This is a genomic window from Pseudomonas rhizophila, from assembly GCF_003033885.1.
Lineage (GTDB): Bacteria > Pseudomonadota > Gammaproteobacteria > Pseudomonadales > Pseudomonadaceae > Aquipseudomonas > Aquipseudomonas rhizophila.
This window is the reverse complement of sequence record NZ_CP024081.1, coordinates 1,653,245-1,674,539: the sequence shown is the minus strand read 5'-3', so window position 1 is coordinate 1,674,539 and position 21,295 is coordinate 1,653,245. Positions and strand designations below refer to the sequence as shown.

Genomic DNA, 21,295 nt, shown 5'->3' with positions numbered 1-21,295 from the left:
TCAACCTCGCCCACGCCGGAGTGTTTCGATGGATCCTGTGGTTTTCGAAGAGTGGATGATGACTGGCCTTGTCAGCATCCTGATCATTTTCATGGGTTTCATCGTCTGGGATCTGGCGAAGAAGTCCAAGGCCGGGCGTTTTGGCTCGTTCATCCTGTTTTTTGTGCTGGGACTGGGCGTGGCGGCATTCGTCATCAAGAGCGTGGTGATCGGCCTGATCGAGACGGGCACCTTATAAACGCGCCGGCACTTCCTTCCACTGTCCCTGATCCAGCCCTTCAAGCGTCCAGTCACCGATCCTGACCCGCACCAGACGCAATGTCGGCAAGCCCACCGCGGCGGTCATGCGCCGTACCTGACGGTTGCGCCCTTCGCGAATCACCAATTCCAGCCAGCTGGTCGGCACGCTTTTACGAAAGCGCACCGGCGGGTTGCGCGGCCATAGTTGCGGTTCGTCCAGTTGTCGCGCTTGTGCGGGCAAGGTCATGCCGTCGTTCAGTTCCACGCCAGCGCACAGACGCTGCAATTGCTCGGCACTGGGCTCGCCTTCTACTTGCACCCAATAGGTCTTGGCCAGTTTGTGCCGGGGGTCGGCGATGCGGGCCTGCAACTGCCCGTCGTTGGTCAGCAGCAGCAACCCTTCGCTGTCGCGATCCAGCCTCCCGGCGGGATAAATGCCGGGCACGTCGATAAAGTCCTTGAGCGTCGCCCGCCCTTGATCGTCACTGAACTGCGTCAGCACATCGAAGGGTTTGTTGAACAGGATCAGCCTCGGCTCGGCCGGCGGGGCCTTGGCCACACGGCGCGGGGCGGATGCGGGAGGTTTCGCGCCAGGGCGGCGGGAAGCGGGACGTGGCGGACGAGGCATGGCAAACACAACATCTAACGGTCTGGGCCAACCATGCTAGTGGCCCGACCGTTAAATAACCACTGCCCCTTCAACCGGGATCAGTTCATCAGCGGAACGGCGGCTCGTCGAAGCTGCGCAACTTGCGCGAGTGCAGCGAGTTGAGTTCGTTGCGCAACAGGTCCAGCGCCGCGATGCCGATCTTCAGGTGCTGGTTGACCGCCCGTTCGTAAAACGCGTTGGCCGAACCCGGCAATTTGATCTCGCTGTGCAGCGGTTTGTCCGAGACACAAAGCAACGTGCCGTACGGCACCCGCAAGCGGTATCCCTGAGCGGCGATGGTGCCGCTTTCCATGTCCACCGCCACGGCGCGGGACAGGTTGATCAACGGACGCTCCTGGGCCCAGCGCAATTCCCAGTTGCGGTCGTCGTAGGTCAGTACAGTGCCGGTGCGCAGGCGCTTCTTCAGCTCGTCGCCCTTTTCACCGGTGACATTGGCCGCCGCTTGCTGCAAGGCCATCTGCACTTCAGCCAGGGCCGGGATCGGAATATTCGGCGGCACGACCCGGTCGAGGATGCCATCGCGACGCATGTAAGCGTGGGCCAGCACGTAGTCGCCGATGGTCTGGGACTGCCGCAGCCCACCGCAGTGACCGATCATCAGCCAACAGTGGGGGCGCAGCACGGCGAGGTGGTCGGTGATGTTCTTGGCGTTGGACGGCCCGACGCCGATGTTCACCAGCGTCACGCCGTGGCCGTCGCTGGCCTGCAGGTGATAGGCCGGCATCTGGTAGCGGTGCCAGACCACGCCCGCGGCGATCGCCGAGGCTTCACCGTGGTCCATGCTCTTTTCGATGATCACGTTGCCCGGCAGGACCATGCGCACAAAACGCGGGTCGCTGCGCAGTTGCTCCAAGCCATGGACAATGAACTGATCCACATAACGGTGATAGTTGGTCAGCAGGATCCACGGCTGCACATGGCGCCAGTCGCTGCCGGTGTAATGCACCAGCCGACGCAGGGAAAAGTCCACCCGCGCCGCGTCAAACAACGCCAGCGGCAGCGGGTCGGTGTTTTCCCAGTCATAGAGGCCGTCGGCAATGCCATCGGTGGCGGCCGACAGGTCGGTACTGGGGAACACTCGCGCCAGCACCGCGGCAGTCACGCCGGAGCCGGCCAGTTCATCACCCTGCTCCACCACGTAGGGATAGGGAATGTTCTGCTCGCTGACACCCACTTCGACGGTGACGGTAAAGTCGTGCATCAGCGGGACCAACTGCTCCAGCAGGTATTTACGGAACGCAGCCGGATGGGTGACGGTGACACTGTAGGTGCCCGGCAACTGGACCTTGGCGTAGGCGCGGGTGGTTTGCGGGACTTCGCCATGGCAGTGATAGGTCAGGCGCAGGGCGGGATAGCGAAACAACGCCCGCTGTTCGGCATCCGGCTCGATGCGATCCTTGAGGTACCGCTTGAGCGCCTGGTTCAGCGCAGTGGTCGCACGCTCGTGCAGGGCCGCCAGACGATCCACGGCTTGTTCGGCGGTTTGAACGACAATAAACGCTTCGGTCACGATCAGCTTCCTGTGTTCTGACTTGCAGGCCTTCATCTTGCCTGCATCGTCGGCCGACGGGAACAGTGGCGTATTGGGCGCGATCGATCATCCACCACAAATCCCCATGTAGGAGCGAGCCTGCTCGCGATAGCGGTGTATCAGTCACCAGAGATGTTGAATGTGCCGACGCCATCGCGAGCAAGCTCGCTCCCACCCTTGATCGCCGCCAGCCGCAGGTTCTTCATTCACCGCAGATCCCCTGTGGGAGCGAGCCTGCTCGCGATAGCGCTGTATCAGTCACCAGAGATGTTGAATGTGCCGCCGCCTTCGCGAGCAGGCTCGCTCCCACCCTTGATCACCACCAGTCGCAGATTCTTCATTCACCGCAGATCCCCTGTGGGAGTGAGCTTGCTCGCGATAGCGCTGTATCAGTCACCAGAGATGTTGAATGTGCCGCCGCCATCGCGAGCAGGCTCGCTCCCACACTTGATCGCCGCCAGCCGCAGGTTCTTCATTCACCGCAGATCCCCTGTGGGAGCGAGCCTGCTCGCGATAGCGGTGTATCAGTCAGCAAAGATGTTGGATGTATCTACGCCTTCGCGAGCAAGCTCGCTCCCACAGGTTCGGCGTTTAGAAACCTTGGGGCGTGGAGCGTGCCACGATGGCCTCGACATTCAGGCCTCGGGGCAAGGCGCCGTATGCCCGGCCAGCCGAACCCAGGCGGCTGGCGATGAAGGCATCGCTGACGTCGCTGTTACCCGCTTCCAGCAGCAGCTTGGCTTGCAGGCCGATGGCGATCTCTTCAGTCAATTGCCGGGCGCGGTACTGGATGTCAGCGGTATCCTTGAACGCCGCCTGCAACCGATCGATGTGGGCAGCCAGGCGTTTGTCGCCGTGGCCGTCACCCAGCTCGGTGAACAGCACTTCAAGCACGCCCGGTTCCTTGGACAGCGCCCGCAAGACATCCAGGCACTGCACATTGCCGGAGCCTTCCCAGGTCGAGTTCACTGGTGCTTCACGATAGAGGCGCGGCAGGATGCTGTCTTCGACGTAACCAGCGCCGCCCATGCATTCGGCGGCTTCGTTGATCATCGCGGGGGCGCGTTTGCAGATCCAGTATTTGCCCACCGCAGTCACCAGCCGCGCGAACTTGGCCTCGTGTTCGTCACTCAAGTGGTCCAGCGCCCGGCCCATGCGCAGGCTCAGGGCGAGCGCGGCTTCGCTTTCCAGCGCCAGGTCGGCCAGCACGTTTTGCATCAGTGGCTGTTCGCTCAACAATTTGCCACCGACCTTCCGGTGCGCGCAGTGATGGCTGGCCTGGGTCAGGGCCTGGCGCATCAGAGCACTGGAACCGACCATGCAATCGAAGCGGGTCATGGCGACCATCTCGATGATCGTCGGCACGCCTCGCCCTTCTTCACCGACCATCCAGGCCAGCGCACCGCGGAATTCAACTTCGCTGGAGGCGTTGGAACAGTTGCCCAGCTTGTTCTTCAGCCGCTGGATATAGAACTGATTACGGGTGTCGTCCGGGCGATGGCGCGGCAGCAGGAAACAGCTCAGGCCCTTGTCGGTCTGGGCCAGGGTCAGGAAGGCATCGCACATCGGCGCCGAGCAGAACCACTTGTGGCCCACCAGCTCATAGGCCTGGCCCGGACCGCTGGCGCCCACCGGATAAGCTTTGGTGGTGTTGGCCCGCACGTCGGTGCCGCCCTGCTTTTCAGTCATCGCCATGCCGAGGGTCACCCCGGCCTTGTGGGCCATGCCGACGTTTCGCGGGTCGTACTCGGTGGCGAGCGCTTTGGGCACCCAGAGCTCGGCCAGGTCCGGTTGCAAACGCAACGCCGGGACGCTGGCGAAGGTCATGGTCAGCGGACAACCGGTGCCGGCTTCAGCCTGGCTGTGCAGATAAGTCATCGAGGCTCGGGCGACGTGGGCGCCGGGTTGCGGCTGGGCCCATGGCAGGCTGGGCAAGCCATGCTCGACGGCGGTGCGCATCAACTGGTGGTAAGCGGGATGGAATTCCACCAGATCGATGCGATGGCCGTAGCGGTCGTGACTGGAAAACACCGGCTTGTTCTGGTTCGCCAGAAACCCCGCTTCCATCAGCGGCCCACCGGCCAACTCGCCATACGCATCGATCCGCCCTTGCGCCCAACCCGCACCAAAACGCTGCGACCACTGTTGCAGCGGCAGGTCGATGCGATAGAGGTTGGCGCCATCCAGGGACGGTGGCTGATTGGTGACCTCGTGGGTTTCGGCGAACTGGTGCAGGTTCATGACAGGGCTCCTTGGTCGGCCAGCAGAGGTTCAGTTAAGCACCGCCCCAAGGCCGAACAAAGTGTCATACCCGCCTAAATATCGGCGCTTTCACCCTGTTTTTGACAAAGTACCCGCCGTTGCAGAATCGTGCGCAACACCTCGAATTTCACCGGTTTGCTCAGGTAATCGGTCAACGCGCCCGACGTGCAGCGCTCGTGATTCGGATTGGGACTGACCACAAACACCGGCAGGTCCTCGCAGCCGGCGAGCGTACGGATCTGACAGCAGACCGACACCCCGTCCAGCGGTGGCGACTGGCAATCGAGCAGCACGGCATCAACACTCTCGCCCTGCAGCACATCCAGTGCCGCGCGGCCGCTGTCGGCGGTACGCACCCGGTAACCGAGCTTGAGCAACATGCCGCGCATCACCAGCAGATCAATGCTGTTGTCGTCAGCCAGCAACACCGTGCAATCCTGGGGCAACCGCGCGCTTTCTCGCGGGCTGAACGAAAATGGCGTGGGCGCCTCCACGGGCACGGCCATTTCCACCTCGACATCCAACTGGAATCGGCTGCCGCGACCGGGTTCGGAGGTGTGAGTCAGGCGTCCGCCCAGCAACTCCACCAGCTGCCGACAGATCGCCAGCCCCACGCCGAGACCGCCGTATTCCCGGGTCATGGAACCGTCCAGCTGGAAGAAGCGCTGGTACAAGCTCGCCTCTCCAAGGTCCGTGAAACCAATACCGGTGTCGATCACGGCAAAGGACAACACCAGCCGATCGAGCCCCGACGGTCTGCCACTGACCCGCAGCGCCAGGCCCCCTGTGCGGGTGAACTTGACGGCGTTGTCCAGCAGGCATTCCAGGCATTGGGCCAGCTTGCCACTGTCACCGATCAGCCGGTCCGTCAGGCCGGGTGCCACGTCGACCTTGAAATCCAGGCTCTTGACCGCCGCATTGGCACCGAACTGCACCTGCAAGGCGTCGACCATCGCGCGCAGACTGAACGGCGCCGGGTAGGCCTTGAGCTTGCCGGCCTGCAACTCTGTAAGGGTGAGGATGCCGTTGACCATGCGCATCATGTCCCGCGCAGAACCTGCGGCGGTCTGTTGATACTGGGTCAGCTCCTCATTCATTTCGACGGTTTCCATCAACTCCAGCGAACCGATCACGCCATTCATCGGCGTGCGCAGCTCATGGGTCAAGGTGGCGAGGAATTCATCCTTGAGTTTGTTGCCATGGGCCAATTGCTGGTTGAGCACTTCAAGTTTCTGCCCGGCGTCGAACAGCGTCTGGGCCTGCTGCTCGCGCATGGCATTGATACGGTCGGCCAGGGCCAGGGACAACAGCGCTACTTCGATGGCCGAGCCGATCTGGCTGGCGTACATGGTCAGGAATACGTTCGGCAGATAACCGAGCACCATCATCGTGTTGACCACGCCCCCCAGCAGAAACGCCGACCAAGCGATGATGAAATAACGCGCCACCCGCAGGCCACGCCACCAGACGAACAGCCCGGCGGCGAAAATCACCACGGTAAACACCAGCGCCAATGCCGTCGCCAGGCGCAAGGCCAGGGCGTAACTGGTCATCAGCGACAGGCCCACCACTACGGCGCTGTAGGCGATCAGCGCCAGCAGCAGCCGGTCAAGCCAACGACTGTGTTGCGCGGTTTGCAGGAAGCTGCGCGCAAACTGGCTGCCGAACAGACCCGCACAGCCGATGAAAAAGGGGGTTGCGGCATTGGCCCACCAGGGGTTGTCCGGCCAGAAATACTCCACGGCCGCTCCGTTGACCGACAACTGATACAAGCCGAACGAGGCGATATAAACGATGTAATAAAGGTAACTGGTGTCCCGCACGCTCAGGTAAATGAACAGGTTGTAGACCAGCATCCCCAGCAGTACGCCATAGATGGTGCCCAACACGTACAAGCGCACAGGTTGTTGCTCAAGATAGGCCGTGCTCGACCACAACGTCAGCGGCGCCTGGATCGACCCCTGGCTTTGCAGGCGCAGGTACACGGCCTGGCGTTGTTCAGGTTTGAAGTCCAGGCTGAACAGGTAGTTGTTCTGGCGAATTTCACGGCTGGCGAACGGCAAGGCATCGCCGGTCTGGCGAACCAGGCGATACGCCCCGGCGCTGTCAGGCAGATACAAGTCCAAATGGTCCAGCGGCGGATAGGCCAGCTCCAACAACCAGGTGCGTTGGGCGTCCGGATTGCCGGGACGGTAGTGCAGGTCTATTTTCAGCCAGAATGCCGAGCGCGAATAACCAGCGTTCAGCGTGGCTTTGTCATGGGGCTTGAAGTGACCCGCCGCGGCCTCTGCCAGGACATCGTCGATGGTGGCCGTACCGTGGGTGTCTTCGAACACCTGCAGGGCATGGCCCAAGGGCAGGCTTTGGGTGAATTCATCGAATTCGAGGGCGCTTGCCAAAGCGGGCAAGCACAGCAGCAACATCAGCAAATAGCGCATTTAAGCCCCAGCGTGGCCTGTCCGGTTGAATCAGGAAGCCCCCCATTCCCTGAGTAGACGTAAAACCGGCATTACCTGTTATTGGTTGGATCCATTTCTAGCATAGCCGCTGATGGCCAATTTGCACCATTGAAATTTTTCCTACAGATGGCTCTAGAACGGGCGTTCCAGCGCCAAGCATTGAGATAGAGCTGTTGCTTTGGTCAGGTCGGCAACGGGTGGATCAAAAGCAATCATCAGAGCAAGCAGTCCAGCATAAAACCCTCAGAGTCCGACCACCGACAAAACAGGTTTGGTGGTAAGCTCGCGCACCATGAATATCTACAGCTCTCGCCCCGTTGTCCTCTGTCTCTCCGGCCACGACCCCAGTGGTGGCGCCGGTTTGCAGGCAGATATCGAAGCCCTGCTCGCCCAGGGTTGTCATGCCGCCCCGGCCGTTACCGCGTTGACCGTGCAGGACACGGTTAACGTGAGCGATTTCCGCGTGCTCGATCGGGAGTGGGTGCTGGCGCAAGCCAATGCCGTGCTCAACGATTCGCAGGTAGCGGCGGTCAAGCTGGGGATGCTCGGCTCACTGGAAATGGTCGACACGGTAGTCGAACTGCTGCAGGCGCACCCGCATTTGCCCATGGTCTGCGACCCAGTGCTGCGAGCCGGTGGCGGCGGACGATTGGGCAAGGATGAAGTCGGCTACGCCATGCGCGAACGCCTGTTACCCCTGGCAATCATCGCCACCCCCAATCTGCCGGAAGCACGCATCCTCGCTGAACTGCCAGAGGGCAGCGCCGATGAATGCGCCGAAAAACTGCTGCCCTTCGTCAAGCACCTGTTGATCACCGGTGGTCACGGCGACGAACATGAAGTCCACAATCGCCTGTACAGCCGCGATGGTCGCCGCGAAACCTTCACCTGCCAGCGCTTGCCCGGCAGCTACCATGGTTCCGGCTGCACCCTGGCCAGCGCCCTGGCTGGACGACTGGCCCAGGGCGAACACCTCGCCAGCGCGGTCAAGACAGCACTGGATTACACCTGGCGCACCCTGCGCGATGCCGAACAGCTGGGCAAAGGCCAGTTCGTCCCGCGTCGCCTGCCGCTGGATTTCTGCTCGTAGCCCCGGAGGCTGTGGAATGAAACTACGTGGCCTTTACGCCATCACCGATAGCCAACTGCTGGCCGGCAAATTCCTCGCGTATGTGCAAGCGGCACTGGAAGGTGGCGTCACCCTGCTGCAATACCGTGATAAAAGCAGCGACGAAGCCCGTCGTCTGCGCGAAGCCGAAGCGCTGCGCAATCTATGCGAGCGCTACAAGACCCGATTGATCATCAACGACGACGCCGAACTGGCCGCGCGCCTGGGCGTCGGCGTTCACCTGGGCCAGACCGATGGCCCTCTGGCGCCAGTACGGGCGCTGCTGGGGCGCGACGCAATCATCGGCTCCACCTGTCATTCCAGCCTGGAACTGGCCGAACAGGCCGCCAGCGAGGGCGCGAGCTATGTCGCGTTCGGACGCTTCTTCAACTCCAACACCAAGCCCGGCGCACCCAGTGCAAACCTTGAACTGCTCGACCAGGCCCGGATCAAACTGCATATACCGGTGTGCGCCATCGGCGGCATCACCCTGGACAACGCCGCCCCGCTGGTGGCTCACGGTGTCGACCTGCTGGCCGTGGTCCATGGTCTGTTCGGCGCCGACAGCCCCCAGGAAGTGACGCGCCGCGCCCGTGCCTTCAACGATCTGTTGCAGATCAAATAATTTTTCGATTTCGAGAGCCCAACCATGTCCCGTTCCGAAACCCTGTTTGCCAATGCCCAAAAGCACATCCCCGGCGGCGTGAACTCCCCCGTTCGTGCGTTCAAGAGCGTTGGCGGCACCCCGCTGTTCTTCAAACACGCCGAAGGCGCGTACGTGACGGACGAAGATGACAAGCGCTATGTGGACTACGTCGGTTCGTGGGGCCCTATGATTCTGGGCCACAGCCATCCGGACGTGGTGGAAGCGGTGCGCAACCAGTTGCAGCACGGCCTGTCCTACGGTGCCCCGACCGCTATGGAAACCGAGATGGCCGACCTGGTCTGCTCGATCGTGCCGTCGATGGAAATGGTGCGCATGGTCAGCTCCGGCACCGAGGCAACCATGAGTGCGATTCGCCTGGCACGGGGCTTCACCGGTCGCGACAGCATCATCAAGTTCGAAGGCTGCTACCACGGCCACTCCGACAGCCTGCTGGTCAAGGCCGGTTCCGGCGCGCTGACCCAAGGTGTACCAAGTTCGGCCGGCGTGCCCGCAGCGTTTGCCAAGCACACCCTGACCCTGCCGTTCAACGACCTCGAAGAAGTCGAGAAGATGCTCAGCGAAGTCGGCCAGGAAGTGGCCTGCATCATCGTCGAGCCTGTGGCTGGCAACATGAACTGCGTACCGCCGGCGCCGGGTTTCCTCGAAGGCCTGCGCAGCCTGTGCGACCAGCACGGCGTGGTGCTGATTTTCGACGAAGTGATGACCGGTTTCCGCGTAGCCCTCGGCGGCGCCCAGGCCCACTACGGCGTGACACCGGACCTGAGCACCTTCGGCAAGATCATCGGCGGCGGCATGCCGGTCGGTTGCTTCGGCGGCAAGCGTGCCATCATGGAATGCATCGCGCCGCTGGGTCCGGTCTACCAGGCCGGTACGCTGTCAGGCAATCCGCTGGCCATGGCCGCCGGCCTGACCACCCTGCGTCTGATCAGCCGCCCGGGCTTTCACGCCGAGCTGACCGACTACACCACCCGTCTGCTCGACGGTTTGCAGATTCGTGCCGACGCAGCGGGCATTCCGTTCGTGACCACCCAGGCCGGTGGCATGTTCGGCCTGTACTTCAGTGGCGCCGATGACATCGTGACCTTCGAAGATGTGATGGCCAGCGACGCTGACCGCTTCAAGCGTTTCTTCCACCTGATGCTCGACGGTGGCGTGTACCTGGCACCGAGCGCGTTCGAAGCCGGCTTTACCTCCATCGCCCATGGCGAGGCCGAGCTGAAGATCACCCTCGACGCCGCCGAGCGGGCCTTCGCCGCATTGAAGTAAGCCTGTGGATAACTGACGCCGGCTGACGCTGGCGTCAGTGATTGACGACAACCTCTTGCCCCTTTTCCTACGTATTACCCCTCGAAGCTGCCGTTAGCGCTCCCTCGCAGCAGAAAAACGAGTAAAGACTTTGTAAGGATGGCCCTGCTTATTTCATAATGCGCGCTTATTGGATCCCCCGGAGGGTCCGCGTGCCCCTCAGAGGTAAGTCGATTCCCATGAACCGCACCGGCCGCACCCTTGCCCTGGGCTGCCTGTTGCTCCTTCAGCCGCTGCTGGCGAACGCACAAGCAGGCGGCAACTCGTTGTTGATCCCGGCGATGGGCCGTTGCACGCTCAACACCCAGCCACAAGATCTCGCACCGGCACTCGACGCCTGTCAAAAAGCGGCGGACGCGGGCGATGCACAAGCGCAATACGAGTTGGGCGAGTTCTACTACGACGGCAAGGCTGCGCCGCGCGACCTCAAACTGGCCCTCAGCTACTTCGAAAAAGCCTCACTGCAAGGCCATGCCCAGGCGCAATACAAGCTGGGCGGCATGTTCTTCCATGGCGAAGGCGTGCCGGCCAACAACGTGCAGGCCTACATTGTCTTGAAGATGGCAGCGGTCAATGGCGCCGAAGAAGCCCTGGACACCGCCGACGAAGTCGCCGAACAGATGCCCCGCGACGAACTGGAAGTCGCGACCCAGGTGCTGGGGCAGATCTTCCGCAAATACCTGATGGAATTGCAGAACGCCGACGGGCGCACGCCCTTCTCGCCACTGCCCTGAATCCACCACGGCCTTGAGAGCCTAATCGCGAGCAGGCTCGCTCCCACAGTTAATCCCGGGTGTTCACAAATAATGTGCACACAGAAGATCCAGTGTGGGAGCGAGCCCGCTCGCGATTGGGGGCAACTCTGTCTTGGCGCTTACTTCTCAGGCATCGGCATCGGAAACGGCATGACATTGCCGACCGCGCCGCGGGCTTCGCTGATTTTCGGGGTGCCCAGGCGCTCGACCTCGTCGATACGCACGATCGAATGCATCGGCACGAAGCTGCGCACCACGCCTTCGAACTGCGCCTTGAGCTTTTCTTCGCTCGGATCGACGACCATTTGCGTGCGCTCGCCAAAGACGAATTCTTCGACTTCCAGGAAGCCCCACAGATCACTTTGATAGATCTGCTTGGCGTACATTTCGAACACCTGGCCCTGGTTGAGGAAAATCACCTTGTAGATTGGAGCTTCACGTTTGGTCATGGCAGGCGAAACACATCGGCGGGTAAAAATGAGGGCGCGAACTATAGCATAGCCACTGCTCGCGCAGCGGTAGGAACCGGGTGACTTGTTCCCTATAATGCGCGGTTCTTTGAATCACGTGATGACTCCGTCCATGGCCAAGAAGCTTTACATCGAAACCCACGGTTGCCAGATGAACGAGTACGACAGCTCGCGCATGGTCGATCTGCTGGGTGAACACCAGGCCCTGGAAGTCACCGCCCGTGCCGAAGACGCCGACGTGATCCTGCTCAACACCTGTTCGATTCGCGAGCGCGCCCAGGACCGGGTGTACTCCCAGCTCGGCCGCTGGCGTGAACTGAAACTGGCCAACCCGGAAATGGTCATCGCCGTGGGCGGTTGCGTGGCCAGCCAGGAAGGCGCTGCCATTCGTGACCGCGCGCCCTACGTAGACGTGGTCTTCGGCCCGCAGACCCTGCACCGCCTGCCGGAGATGATCGACGCCGCGCGCATCACCAAACTGCCGCAAGTCGACGTTTCGTTTCCGGAAATCGAAAAATTCGACCACCTGCCCGAACCCCGTATCGACGGCCCGAGCGCCTATGTGTCGGTGATGGAAGGTTGCAGCAAGTACTGCACGTTCTGCGTGGTGCCCTATACCCGTGGTGAAGAAGTCAGCCGGCCGTTCGACGACGTCATCGCCGAAATCATCCACCTGGCGGAACACGGTGTGCGGGAAGTGACGCTGCTGGGGCAGAACGTCAACGGTTATCGCGGCCTGACCCACGACGGGCGCCTGGCGGACCTCGCCGAGCTGATCCGCGTGGTGGCGGCCGTGGAGGGCATCGACCGTATCCGCTACACCACCTCGCACCCACTGGAGTTCTCCGACAGCCTGATCCAGGCCCATGCCGAAGTGCCTGAGCTGGTCAAGCATCTGCACCTGCCGGTGCAATCGGGCTCCGACCGGATCCTGGCGGCCATGAAGCGCAACCACACGGCGCTGGAGTACAAATCCAAGCTGCGCAAACTGCGGGCGGCGGTGCCGGGGATCTGCATCAGTTCAGACTTTATCGTGGGTTTCCCCGGCGAAACCGAGAAAGATTTCCAGCAGACCATGAAGCTGATCGAAGACGTGGGTTTCGATTTTTCCTATTCCTTCGTCTACAGCCAGCGTCCCGGCACTCCGGCCGCCGATTTGGCGGACGAAACCCCTGAAGAAGTGAAAAAAGAACGGCTCAACGCCTTGCAACATCGCTTGAACCAGCAAGGTTTCGAGATCAGCCGACAGATGGTCGGCTCCGTCCAGCGGATTCTGGTGACCGATTACTCGAAAAAAGACCCGGGCGAATTGCAAGGGCGGACCGAAAACAACCGCATCGTCAACTTCCGCTGCGACACTCCGGCCCTGATCGGCCAGTTCGCCGACGTCCACATCGATGCCGCGCAACCGCACTCGTTGCGCGGTTCGTTGGTCCAGTAACACAAAGTTTCCTGTGGGAGCGAGCCTGCTCGCGATAGCGGCGTGACAGTCAATATCGATGTTGAATGTGACGCCGCTATCGCGAGCAGGCTCGCTCCCACAATGGGTTGCGCCAACCCTGTGATCAGATTCGCCTCTTTAAGAGCTTTCGCACCCAGCCTACTGGCGTTATCCTTGATTTCATCTTAATTGCCCCAGGGCGGCTAAAAACGACCTTGAACGCACCCATCGAACCACATCGTTTCATTCTCGAGCCCTTTGAGGCTCGCCGCTTCGCCAATCTGTGCGGGCAATTCGACGAGCATCTGCGCTTGATCGAACAGCGCCTGGCCATCGAGATCCGCAACCGCGGAAACCAGTTCGAACTGATCGGCGAACCCAAGCACACCTCCTCCGCGGAAAACCTGCTGCGCCGCCTCTATCGGGAAACCAAGGGAAGCGAGCTGTCGCCGGACACCGTCCACCTGTTCCTGCAGGAGTCGGCCCTCGAAGAACTCGAGAACCACGCTCCGTCAGAACCTGCCGTGGCCTTGCGCACGAAAAAAGGCATGATTCGCCCTCGCGGCTTGAATCAGCAGCGCTACGTGAAGGAAATCCTGGGCAACGACATCAACTTCGGCATCGGTCCGGCCGGTACCGGCAAGACCTATCTGGCCGTGGCCTGCGCCGTCGATGCGCTGGAACGCGAACAGGTGCGCCGTATCCTGCTGGTGCGTCCGGCGGTTGAAGCGGGGGAAAAACTCGGTTTCCTGCCCGGCGACCTGGCCCAGAAAATCGACCCGTACTTGCGTCCGCTGTATGACGCGTTGTACGAAATGCTCGGCTTCGAATACGTCGCCAAACTGATCGAACGCCAGGTCATCGAGGTCGCGCCGCTGGCCTATATGCGTGGCCGTACGCTGAACAACAGCTTCATCATCCTCGACGAAAGCCAGAACACCACGGTCGAGCAGATGAAAATGTTCCTGACCCGGATCGGCTTCGGCTCCACCGCGGTGATCACCGGGGACATCACCCAGGTCGACCTGCCCCGCGGCACCAAATCCGGGCTGAACCATGTGATCCAGGTGCTCAAGGACGTGCCGGGCATCAGTTTCACGCATTTCATGCCCAAGGACGTCGTGCGCCATCCATTGGTGCAGCGCATCGTCGAAGCCTACGAGCGCTTCGAGAATCATCAGGATGAGCTGGCGACCGCTGAGAAGGGCAATCGCCACGATGCTTGAACTTGACCTGCAACTGGCCAGCGAACGCCCCGCTCCCAGCGAGGCTCAGTTACGCCAATGGTGCGAGCTGGCCCTGCGCCAGCGCAGCGCCGACTCGGAACTGACCATCCGCCTGGTGGACGAGCCCGAAGGCCGCGAGTTGAACCACACCTGGCGGCAGAAAGACTACGCCACCAATGTGTTGTCGTTCCCCGCCGACGTGCCCGACGAACTGCTCGACATTCCGCTGCTGGGCGATCTGGTGATCTGCATCCCGGTGGTGGAGCGCGAAGCGGCCGAACAAGGCAAGACCGCTGAGGCCCACTGGGCCCATCTGGTGATTCACGGCTGCTTGCATCTATTGGGTTACGACCATATAGAAGATGACGAGGCCGAGGAAATGGAATCGCTGGAACGAACGTTGCTTGCAGAGCTGGGTCACCCCGACCCCTACGCCGGCGACGAACACTGATACATCAACCTGTAACGACAAAGGATTCAGAGTAATCGCTATGAGCGAAGATCGATCGAGCAACGGGCAGAAGTCATGGCTGGGCAAGCTCACCCAGGCTTTTGCCCATGAGCCGAAAAACCGCCAGGAGCTGCTGGAGCTGCTGCGCGATGCACACCAGAACAAACTGCTGGACAGCGAAGCGCTGGCCATCGTCGAAGGCGCCATCCAGGTCGCTGACCTGCAAGTGCGGGACATCATGGTCCCCCGTTCGCAGATGGTCAGCATCAAGGCGACCCAGACACCTCGCGAATTCCTGCCCGCCGTGGTCGATTCCGCTCACTCGCGCTACCCGGTAGTCGGCGAGAGCCATGACGACGTCATGGGCGTGCTGCTGGCCAAGGATCTGCTGCCGCTGATCCTTCAGGAGAACGGCGACAGTTTCAACATCAAGGACTTGCTGCGCCCGGCCACCTTCGTGCCCGAGTCCAAGCGCCTGAACGTGCTGCTGCGTGAATTCCGCGCCAATCACAACCACATGGCCATCGTCATCGACGAATACGGCGGCGTGGCCGGGCTGGTCACCATCGAAGACGTGCTCGAGCAGATCGTCGGCGACATCGAAGACGAGCACGACGTCGAGGAAGACAGCTACATCAAACCGCTGCCCAGCGGCGACTTCCTGATCAAGGCCCTGACGCCGATCGAGAACTTCAACGAGTTTTTCGACAGTCAATTCTCCGACGATGAGTTCGACACCGTCGGCGGCCTGGTGATGAGTGCTTTCGGGCACCTGCCCAAGCGCAATGAAACCACGGAAATCGGTTCCTGGCGCTTTCGCATCCTGAACGCCGACAGCCGTCGGATTCACTTGCTGCGCCTGTCACCCATTGCCCGATAAACCCTGCGAGACCCGCTAAGGACACACATGCGCTGGACAACCCGCCCCGGCTGGCCCGGTAACCTGCTGGCCATGGCGGCTGGCGCGATCACCACCCTGGCCCTGGCGCCGTTCGACATCTGGCCGCTGGCACTGCTGGCGGTCGGGCTGTTCTATGCCGGTCTGCGCGAGCTTTCACCGCGCCAGGCCCTCGGCCGTGGCTGGTGCTTCGGTTTCGGCCTGTTTGGCGCCGGCACCAGCTGGATCTACGTCAGCATTCACAACTTCGGCGGCGCCTCGGTGCTGCTCGCCGGTTTCTTGATGCTGCTGTTCATCGCCGCCATTGCTTGGTTTTTCGCCCTGCCCGCCTGGCTCTGGGCCCGGTGGTTGCGGCGTAACGAAGCTCCGCTGGCCGACGCCTTGGCCTTCGCCGCCCTGTGGCTGGGCCAGGAAGCCTTTCGCGGCTGGTTCCTCACCGGGTTTCCGTGGCTGTATTCCGGTTACAGCCAACTTGACGGCCCCTTGGCCGGCCTCGCGCCGCTGGGCGGGATGTGGCTGATTTCCTTCACCCTGGCCCTGACCGCCGCGCTGCTGTACAACGCGCCACGGTTGATCCGCGCCGGGCGCAAAGGCTTTATCGCAGCGGGCGTGATCCTGCTGATCGGCCCGTGGGTCGCCGGCATGGCGCTCAAAGACCATGCCTGGACCAGCCCTTCGGGTGATGCGCTGAGCGTCGCGGCGATCCAGGGCAACATCGAACAAAGCATGAAGTGGGACCCCGAGCAGCTCAACGCGCAACTGGCGTTGTACCGCGACATGAGCTTTGCCTCCAAACGGGTCGACCTGCTGATCTGGCCGGAAACAGCTGTGCCGGTGCTCAAGGAATCTGCCCAGGGCTACCTGGACATGATGGGCACCTTCGCCGCCGAGCGAAATTCGGCGCTGATTACCGGCGTTCCGATTCGCCAACTGGTGCACCAGCAGAAGCGTTACTTCAACGGCATCACCGTGACCGGTGAAGGTGACGGCACTTATCTGAAGCAAAAACTGGTGCCATTTGGCGAATATGTGCCGTTGCAGGACATTCTGCGGGGGTTGATCGCGTTCTTCGATCTCCCTATGTCGGACTTTGCCCGAGGCCCGGCCGACCAGCCTTTGCTGCAAGCCAAGGGTTACCAGATCGCGCCGTTCATCTGCTATGAAGTGGTCTACCCGGAGTTCGCCGCCGGCCTCTCGGCGCGTAGCGACCTGCTGCTGACCATCAGCAACGACACCTGGTTCGGCACCTCGATCGGCCCGTTGCAACACCTGCAAATGGCGCAGATGCGCGCCCTGGAAGCCGGTCGCTGGATGATCCGCTCCACCAACAACGGCGTCACCGGCCTGATCAACCCCTTCGGCCAGATCACCGTACAGATCCCACAATTCGAGCGTGGCGTACTGTACGGCGAAGTCGTGCCGATGCACGGGCTGACGCCCTACCTGCAATGGCGCTCGTGGCCGTTGATCATCGTGTGCGTGTTGCTGCTGGGCTGGGCGTTGATGGCGGGACGGATGGCCAAGACGGTTTAAGGTTGCTCGTTCCCACGCTCCGCGTGGGAATGCAGCCCGTGACGCTCCGCGTCATTGGTGGCCGACGCCAGCCCGCCTTGGAACGCAGAGCGTCCCTTGAGGCGTACCCACGCAGGAGCGTGGGAACGATCCGGGAACACTTCAACGATAAAACAACCTATACCCCACCTGCCCCACCGCCTCGTTCATCAACTGCCCCGATTGCCAGATCGACTTGAACTCCGGCATCCAGCCGCCCAGCGGGCGGGCGTTGTCCTGCCCCAGAAAGCCCACCGGTGCAGGAACCACTTCAAACCCCGAGCGCTCGAAACTCCAGACTGCCCGTGGCATGTGCGACGCATGGGTCACCACCACGACTCGTCTGATGCCCTGCGGCAGCAACATCTCGGCGCTCATCTTGGCGTTTTCCCAGGTCGTGCGACTGCGCCCTTCCTGCCAGCGCACGGTGACACCAAAATCATCGAGCATCGAATCGGCCATCAATTTCGCTTCACTCGGCGGGGAGCCATAGTGCAAGCCGCCGCTGGTCAGCACCGGCAATCCCGATGCCTTGGCCAGTCGCGCCGCATACCGCTGGCGCTCCAGACCGATGCCGGTGGGCTGGTCGGTGCCCCAGGCCAGGTCACCGCGATCGCGGCCCGAACCAAGCACCACGATGGCATCGGCACGTTGCGCCAGCGTCACCCATTCGCTGCGAGGCAGCGGTGGCTCGCGCTCCAACGCCTTGGCGCTCCATTGCACCACCACAGGCAAACTCATCAGCCAGAAACCGCCCACCCCGGCAATGAAACACAGGCGAGCCAGGCGCGGCCGGGAGTGGCGCCACCACCAGGCAAGCACCAACAGCAGCAAAAGAATGCCGGGCGGCAATAAAAGTTGTTTGATGAAATAGCGAAACGGCATCGGGCATCTCCATAGATGCCCGAAGCCTAGGTGGGTTGACGCAAAGCGACAACAGATTCGAAATAACCTTGAACCAAAAAAAGCGACAAGCGTGAATCCGGCTTTACTTGAACTGCAGTGACCGGACTTTTACAGCATCCCTGGTGGGCGTCCGATCCTTGAGCCATACAACCTTGGCCGAACGGGGCGTATCGAGGCGCTTGAGTAGCTGAGCCCCACTTGTGGGGGCTTGATGCCCGACCTGCTCAAGGTAAGCCTTGACCAGCTCGAACTCTGCGGGGGTCAAGCCACGCAGTTCCAGCTCTGCCGGGCGTTCATCGCGCAAGCGACCGGCGGTTCTTGCAGCGTCCAGGGCCACCCCGAGACGATCGATCAGTTTTTCGTACAACTCAGGTGTAGTTACTTTACGTTGTGATTCAACCATCCCTCACCTCATTGAAGATAAGACTCACTCCCCATTGAGAAGCTTAGCTTCGCTGGGCAAACCGGCAGGGCGCCGCGACCAACGGCCCTGAACAGCGGCCGTCACCGGGTATCGACAATGCCCCGGCACGCAATCAGGGTTTCCCTCGGCAGAGCACGGTCATGTATGCTACGGCGCTTCCTGTAACTCCACTTCCAGCTCGGCTGGGCATCGAAAACGCCGTATCAGGCGTCGTCTGCGTCCAGCATGGCAACGAAGAGGATTGGGCCACCCCATTCAGTACAAAAGTAGCCATGCACGAACACTATCAGCCCCGTGAAATCGAAGCCGCCGCCCAGTCGTTCTGGGACGAGCAAAAGTCCTTTGAAGTCAGTGAACAGCCAGGCAAGGAGACTTACTACTGCCTGTCGATGTTCCCTTACCCCAGCGGCAAGCTACACATGGGGCATGTGCGCAACTACACCATCGGCGATGTGATCTCCCGCTACCAGCGCATGCAAGGCAAGAATGTCCTGCAACCCATGGGTTGGGACGCTTTCGGCATGCCGGCGGAAAACGCCGCGATGAAGAACAACGTGGCCCCCGCCAAGTGGACCTACGAAAACATCGCCTACATGAAGACCCAGCTGCGCAGCCTGGGCCTGGCGGTGGACTGGTCCCGCGAGGTCACCACCTGCAAGCCTGATTACTACCGCTGGGAACAATGGCTGTTCACCCGCCTGTTCGAAAAAGGTGTGATCTACCGCAAGAACGGCACCGTGAACTGGGACCCGGTGGACCAGACCGTACTGGCCAACGAGCAGGTGATCGACGGTCGCGGCTGGCGCTCCGGCGCGCTGATCGAAAAGCGCGAAATCCCGATGTACTACTTCAAGATCACCGCCTACGCGGATGAACTGCTGGAGAGTCTCGACGAGCTGACCGGCTGGCCTGAACAGGTCAAGACCATGCAGCGCAACTGGATCGGCAAGTCCCGGGGCATGGAAGTGCAGTTCCCCTACGACGTCGCCTCCATTGGCGAAGCGGGCAATCTGAAAGTCTTCACCACCCGTCCGGATACCCTGATGGGCGCTACCTATGTCGCCGTGGCCGCCGAGCATCCGCTGGCGACCCTGGCCGCCCGCAACAACCCCGAGCTGCAGGCGTTCATTGCCGAATGCAAAGGTGGCAGCGTCGCTGAAGCCGATGTCGCCACTCAAGAGAAGAAAGGCCTGCCGACCTCGCTGTTCGTCGAGCATCCGCTCACCGGCGAAAAACTCCCGGTATGGGTCGCCAACTATGTGCTGATGCACTACGGCGACGGCGCCGTCATGGCTGTTCCGGCCCACGACGAGCGCGATTTCGAATTCGCCCACAAGTACAACCTGCCGATCAAGGCCGTGGTGCGTACCAGCGCCGGTGACCAGACCCCGGCGCCATGGCAGGACGCTTATGGCGAACACGGCGAACTGATCAACTCCGGCGAGTTTGACGGCCTGGACTTCCCCGGCGCGTTCGACGCCATCGAAGTGGCCCTGATCAAGAAAAACCTCGGTGCCTCCCGCACCCAGTTCCGCCTGCGGGACTGGGGCATCAGCCGCCAACGCTACTGGGGCTGCCCGATTCCGATCGTGCACTGCGATACTTGCGGTGACGTACCGGTACCGGAAGATCAACTGCCCGTGGTCCTGCCCGAAGATGTGGTACCCGACGGCGCCGGCTCGCCCCTGGCGCGCATGCCCGAGTTCTACGAATGCAGCTGCCCGAAATGCGGCGCGCCGGCCCGGCGTGAAACCGACACCATGGACACGTTCGTCGAGTCCTCGTGGTACTACGCCCGCTACGCCTCGCCGCACTATGAAGGCGGCCTGGTGGAAAAATCCGCGGCTGACCACTGGTTGCCGGTGGATCAGTACATCGGCGGCATCGAACACGCCATTCTCCACCTGCTCTACGCGCGCTTCTTCCACAAGCTGATGCGTGACGAAGGCCTGGTGAGCTCCAACGAGCCGTTCAAGAACCTGCTGACCCAAGGCATGGTGATCGCCGAGACTTACTATCGTCGCGAAGCCAACGGTGCCTACACCTGGTACAACCCGGCCGACGTCGAACTCGAACGCGACAGCAAAGCCAAGGTCATCAGCGCCAAACTGATCGCCGACGGCCTGCCGGTGGAAATCGGCGGCACCGAGAAGATGGCCAAGTCGAAGAACAATGGCGTCGACCCGCAGTCGATGATCGACCAGTTCGGCGCCGACACCTGCCGCCTGTTCATGATGTTCGCCTCGCCACCCGACATGAGCGCGGAATGGTCCGACTCCGGCGTCGAGGGTTCGCACCGCTTCCTCAAGCGCGTCTGGCGTCTGGCTCAAGCCCACGTCACTCAGGGCCTGCCGGGTAAACTGGACGTCGCCGGCCTGAACGACGAGCAGAAAGCCGTTCGCCGTTCGATCCACCTGGCCATCAAGCAGGCCAGCCATGACGTCGGCCAGAACCACAAATTCAACACCGCCATCGCCCAGGTGATGACGCTGATGAATGTCCTGGAAAAAGCCGCGCAAGGCACCGAACAGGATCGCGCACTGGTTCACGAAGGTCTGGAAGCCGTGACGCTGCTGCTGGCTCCGATCACGCCGCACATCAGCCACGAGCTGTGGAACCGCCTGGGCCACGCTGACCCGGTGATTGACGCCAGCTGGCCGGTGGTGGACGAAACCGCGCTGGTGCAGGACAGCCTGACCCTGGTCATCCAGGTCAACGGCAAGCTGCGCGGCCAGATCGAAATGCCGGCCGCCGCCACTCGCGAAGAAATCGAAGCCGCCGCACGGGCCAATGAAAACGTGTTGCGCTTCGTCGATGGCCTGACGATCCGCAAAGTGATCGTCGTGCCCGGCAAACTGGTCAACATCGTCGCAAGCTAATTGGATCGGGCGCCGGCTTGGGCCGGGCGCCGAATATAACCTGCGGGGCCGC

Annotated in this window: 18 protein-coding genes; 11 read left to right on the top strand and 7 right to left on the bottom strand. The window is 61.7% G+C overall.

Features of this window, described 5'->3' with window-relative positions; genetic code table 11:
• Positions 1 to 28: 28 nt before the first annotated feature.
• Complete coding sequence (locus CRX69_RS07910) at positions 29 to 238, top strand: DUF2788 domain-containing protein (protein WP_047230243.1); 210 nt, start codon at positions 29 to 31, stop codon at positions 236 to 238.
• On the opposite strand, the gene CRX69_RS07905 is transcribed toward CRX69_RS07910, so the two are convergent.
• From CRX69_RS07905 to CRX69_RS07885, 4 genes are all read right to left on the bottom strand, one after another.
• A complete protein-coding gene (locus tag CRX69_RS07905; protein ID WP_160893474.1) occupies positions 233 to 799 on the bottom strand; it encodes a pseudouridine synthase in 567 nt (188 codons plus the stop codon). The two genes, CRX69_RS07910 and CRX69_RS07905, sit on opposite strands and share 6 nt — an antisense overlap.
• 157 nt (positions 800 to 956) lie before the next feature.
• The gene (gene amn / locus CRX69_RS07900) at positions 957 to 2,456 is read right to left on the bottom strand and encodes an AMP nucleosidase (RefSeq protein ID WP_160893475.1); all 1,500 of its coding nucleotides are present in this window, start codon (positions 2,454 to 2,456) and stop codon (positions 957 to 959) included.
• 576 nt (positions 2,457 to 3,032) lie between these two features.
• Positions 3,033 to 4,682, bottom strand: a complete 1,650-nt coding sequence (locus tag CRX69_RS07890; protein ID WP_107321824.1) for an acyl-CoA dehydrogenase family protein — start codon at positions 4,680 to 4,682, stop codon at positions 3,033 to 3,035.
• 74 nt (positions 4,683 to 4,756) lie between these two features.
• Positions 4,757 to 7,141 (bottom strand): hybrid sensor histidine kinase/response regulator, encoded by a 2,385-nt coding sequence (locus tag CRX69_RS07885; protein ID WP_107321823.1) that lies wholly within the window; start codon positions 7,139 to 7,141, stop codon positions 4,757 to 4,759.
• A 313-nt stretch (positions 7,142 to 7,454) separates the two neighbouring features.
• Here CRX69_RS07885 and CRX69_RS07880 point away from each other — a divergent pair, with 313 nt between their 5' ends.
• The 4 genes from CRX69_RS07880 (at position 7,455) to CRX69_RS07865 (ending at position 10,976) form a co-directional block, all read left to right on the top strand.
• Positions 7,455 to 8,252, top strand: coding sequence for a hydroxymethylpyrimidine/phosphomethylpyrimidine kinase (locus CRX69_RS07880; protein ID WP_076383510.1), 798 nt, complete (start codon positions 7,455 to 7,457; stop codon positions 8,250 to 8,252).
• Positions 8,253 to 8,268: 16 nt separating this feature from the next.
• Complete coding sequence (gene thiE / locus CRX69_RS07875) at positions 8,269 to 8,895, top strand: thiamine phosphate synthase (protein WP_047229512.1); 627 nt, start codon at positions 8,269 to 8,271, stop codon at positions 8,893 to 8,895.
• A 24-nt stretch (positions 8,896 to 8,919) separates the two neighbouring features.
• On the top strand, positions 8,920 to 10,203 hold the full coding sequence (gene hemL / locus CRX69_RS07870; RefSeq protein WP_107321822.1) for a glutamate-1-semialdehyde 2,1-aminomutase: 1,284 nt from the start codon (positions 8,920 to 8,922) through the stop codon (positions 10,201 to 10,203).
• A 218-nt stretch (positions 10,204 to 10,421) separates the two neighbouring features.
• Entirely contained in the window at positions 10,422 to 10,976 is a 555-nt protein-coding gene (locus CRX69_RS07865) for a tetratricopeptide repeat protein (protein ID WP_047229510.1), read from the top strand.
• Positions 10,977 to 11,116: 140 nt separating this feature from the next.
• On the opposite strand, the gene CRX69_RS07860 is transcribed toward CRX69_RS07865, so the two are convergent.
• The gene (locus CRX69_RS07860; RefSeq protein ID WP_016773045.1) at positions 11,117 to 11,446 is read right to left on the bottom strand and encodes a DUF1820 family protein; all 330 of its coding nucleotides are present in this window, start codon (positions 11,444 to 11,446) and stop codon (positions 11,117 to 11,119) included.
• A 133-nt stretch (positions 11,447 to 11,579) separates the two neighbouring features.
• On the opposite strand from CRX69_RS07860, the gene miaB reads away from it, so the two are divergent.
• The 5 genes from miaB (at position 11,580) to lnt (ending at position 17,016) form a co-directional block, all read left to right on the top strand.
• A complete protein-coding gene (miaB, locus tag CRX69_RS07855; protein WP_172833785.1) occupies positions 11,580 to 12,908 on the top strand; it encodes a tRNA (N6-isopentenyl adenosine(37)-C2)-methylthiotransferase MiaB in 1,329 nt (442 codons plus the stop codon).
• 215 nt (positions 12,909 to 13,123) lie between these two features.
• A complete protein-coding gene (locus CRX69_RS07845; RefSeq protein ID WP_047229508.1) occupies positions 13,124 to 14,134 on the top strand; it encodes a PhoH family protein in 1,011 nt (336 codons plus the stop codon).
• Positions 14,127 to 14,585 (top strand): rRNA maturation RNase YbeY, encoded by a 459-nt coding sequence (gene ybeY, locus CRX69_RS07840; protein ID WP_047229507.1) that lies wholly within the window; start codon positions 14,127 to 14,129, stop codon positions 14,583 to 14,585. The genes CRX69_RS07845 and ybeY overlap by 8 nt, the downstream gene beginning before the upstream one ends.
• 40 nt (positions 14,586 to 14,625) lie before the next feature.
• Positions 14,626 to 15,465 carry an HlyC/CorC family transporter gene (locus tag CRX69_RS07835; protein WP_025215634.1) on the top strand — a complete coding sequence of 280 codons (840 nt, stop codon included), beginning with the start codon at positions 14,626 to 14,628 and terminating at the stop codon, positions 15,463 to 15,465.
• Positions 15,466 to 15,492: 27 nt separating this feature from the next.
• Positions 15,493 to 17,016, top strand: a complete 1,524-nt coding sequence (lnt, locus tag CRX69_RS07830; RefSeq protein WP_076383507.1) for an apolipoprotein N-acyltransferase — start codon at positions 15,493 to 15,495, stop codon at positions 17,014 to 17,016.
• Positions 17,017 to 17,157: 141 nt separating this feature from the next.
• Here lnt and CRX69_RS07825 read toward each other — a convergent pair whose 3' ends face one another.
• Positions 17,158 to 17,919 carry a YdcF family protein gene (locus tag CRX69_RS07825; RefSeq protein ID WP_107321821.1) on the bottom strand — a complete coding sequence of 254 codons (762 nt, stop codon included), beginning with the start codon at positions 17,917 to 17,919 and terminating at the stop codon, positions 17,158 to 17,160.
• 103 nt (positions 17,920 to 18,022) lie between these two features.
• Positions 18,023 to 18,343: a hypothetical protein gene (locus CRX69_RS07820; RefSeq protein ID WP_047229504.1), complete on the bottom strand. Its 321-nt coding sequence runs from the start codon at positions 18,341 to 18,343 to the stop codon at positions 18,023 to 18,025.
• 293 nt (positions 18,344 to 18,636) lie between these two features.
• Between CRX69_RS07820 and leuS the strand changes: the two genes are divergently transcribed.
• Positions 18,637 to 21,243: a leucine--tRNA ligase gene (leuS, locus tag CRX69_RS07815; RefSeq protein ID WP_047229503.1), complete on the top strand. Its 2,607-nt coding sequence runs from the start codon at positions 18,637 to 18,639 to the stop codon at positions 21,241 to 21,243.
• Positions 21,244 to 21,295: the final 52 nt, after the last annotated feature.

Excerpts from the sequence above, each read along its gene's own strand:
- CRX69_RS07910 (WP_047230243.1), top strand. The coding sequence starts at position 29 with ATGGATCCTGTGGTTTTCGAAGAGTGGATGATGACTGGCCTTGTCAGC.
- amn (WP_160893475.1), bottom strand. The coding sequence starts at position 2,456 with ATGAAGGCCTGCAAGTCAGAACACAGGAAGCTGATCGTGACCGAAGCG.
- CRX69_RS07890 (WP_107321824.1), bottom strand. The coding sequence starts at position 4,682 with ATGAACCTGCACCAGTTCGCCGAAACCCACGAGGTCACCAATCAGCCA.
- CRX69_RS07885 (WP_107321823.1), bottom strand. The coding sequence starts at position 7,141 with ATGCGCTATTTGCTGATGTTGCTGCTGTGCTTGCCCGCTTTGGCAAGC.
- CRX69_RS07880 (WP_076383510.1), top strand. The coding sequence starts at position 7,455 with ATGAATATCTACAGCTCTCGCCCCGTTGTCCTCTGTCTCTCCGGCCAC.
- thiE (WP_047229512.1), top strand. The coding sequence starts at position 8,269 with ATGAAACTACGTGGCCTTTACGCCATCACCGATAGCCAACTGCTGGCC.
- hemL (WP_107321822.1), top strand. The coding sequence starts at position 8,920 with ATGTCCCGTTCCGAAACCCTGTTTGCCAATGCCCAAAAGCACATCCCC.
- CRX69_RS07865 (WP_047229510.1), top strand. The coding sequence starts at position 10,422 with ATGAACCGCACCGGCCGCACCCTTGCCCTGGGCTGCCTGTTGCTCCTT.
- CRX69_RS07860 (WP_016773045.1), bottom strand. The coding sequence starts at position 11,446 with ATGACCAAACGTGAAGCTCCAATCTACAAGGTGATTTTCCTCAACCAG.
- miaB (WP_172833785.1), top strand. The coding sequence starts at position 11,580 with ATGGCCAAGAAGCTTTACATCGAAACCCACGGTTGCCAGATGAACGAG.
- ybeY (WP_047229507.1), top strand. The coding sequence starts at position 14,127 with ATGCTTGAACTTGACCTGCAACTGGCCAGCGAACGCCCCGCTCCCAGC.
- CRX69_RS07835 (WP_025215634.1), top strand. The coding sequence starts at position 14,626 with ATGAGCGAAGATCGATCGAGCAACGGGCAGAAGTCATGGCTGGGCAAG.
- lnt (WP_076383507.1), top strand. The coding sequence starts at position 15,493 with ATGCGCTGGACAACCCGCCCCGGCTGGCCCGGTAACCTGCTGGCCATG.
- CRX69_RS07825 (WP_107321821.1), bottom strand. The coding sequence starts at position 17,919 with ATGCCGTTTCGCTATTTCATCAAACAACTTTTATTGCCGCCCGGCATT.
- CRX69_RS07820 (WP_047229504.1), bottom strand. The coding sequence starts at position 18,343 with ATGGTTGAATCACAACGTAAAGTAACTACACCTGAGTTGTACGAAAAA.
- leuS (WP_047229503.1), top strand. The coding sequence starts at position 18,637 with ATGCACGAACACTATCAGCCCCGTGAAATCGAAGCCGCCGCCCAGTCG.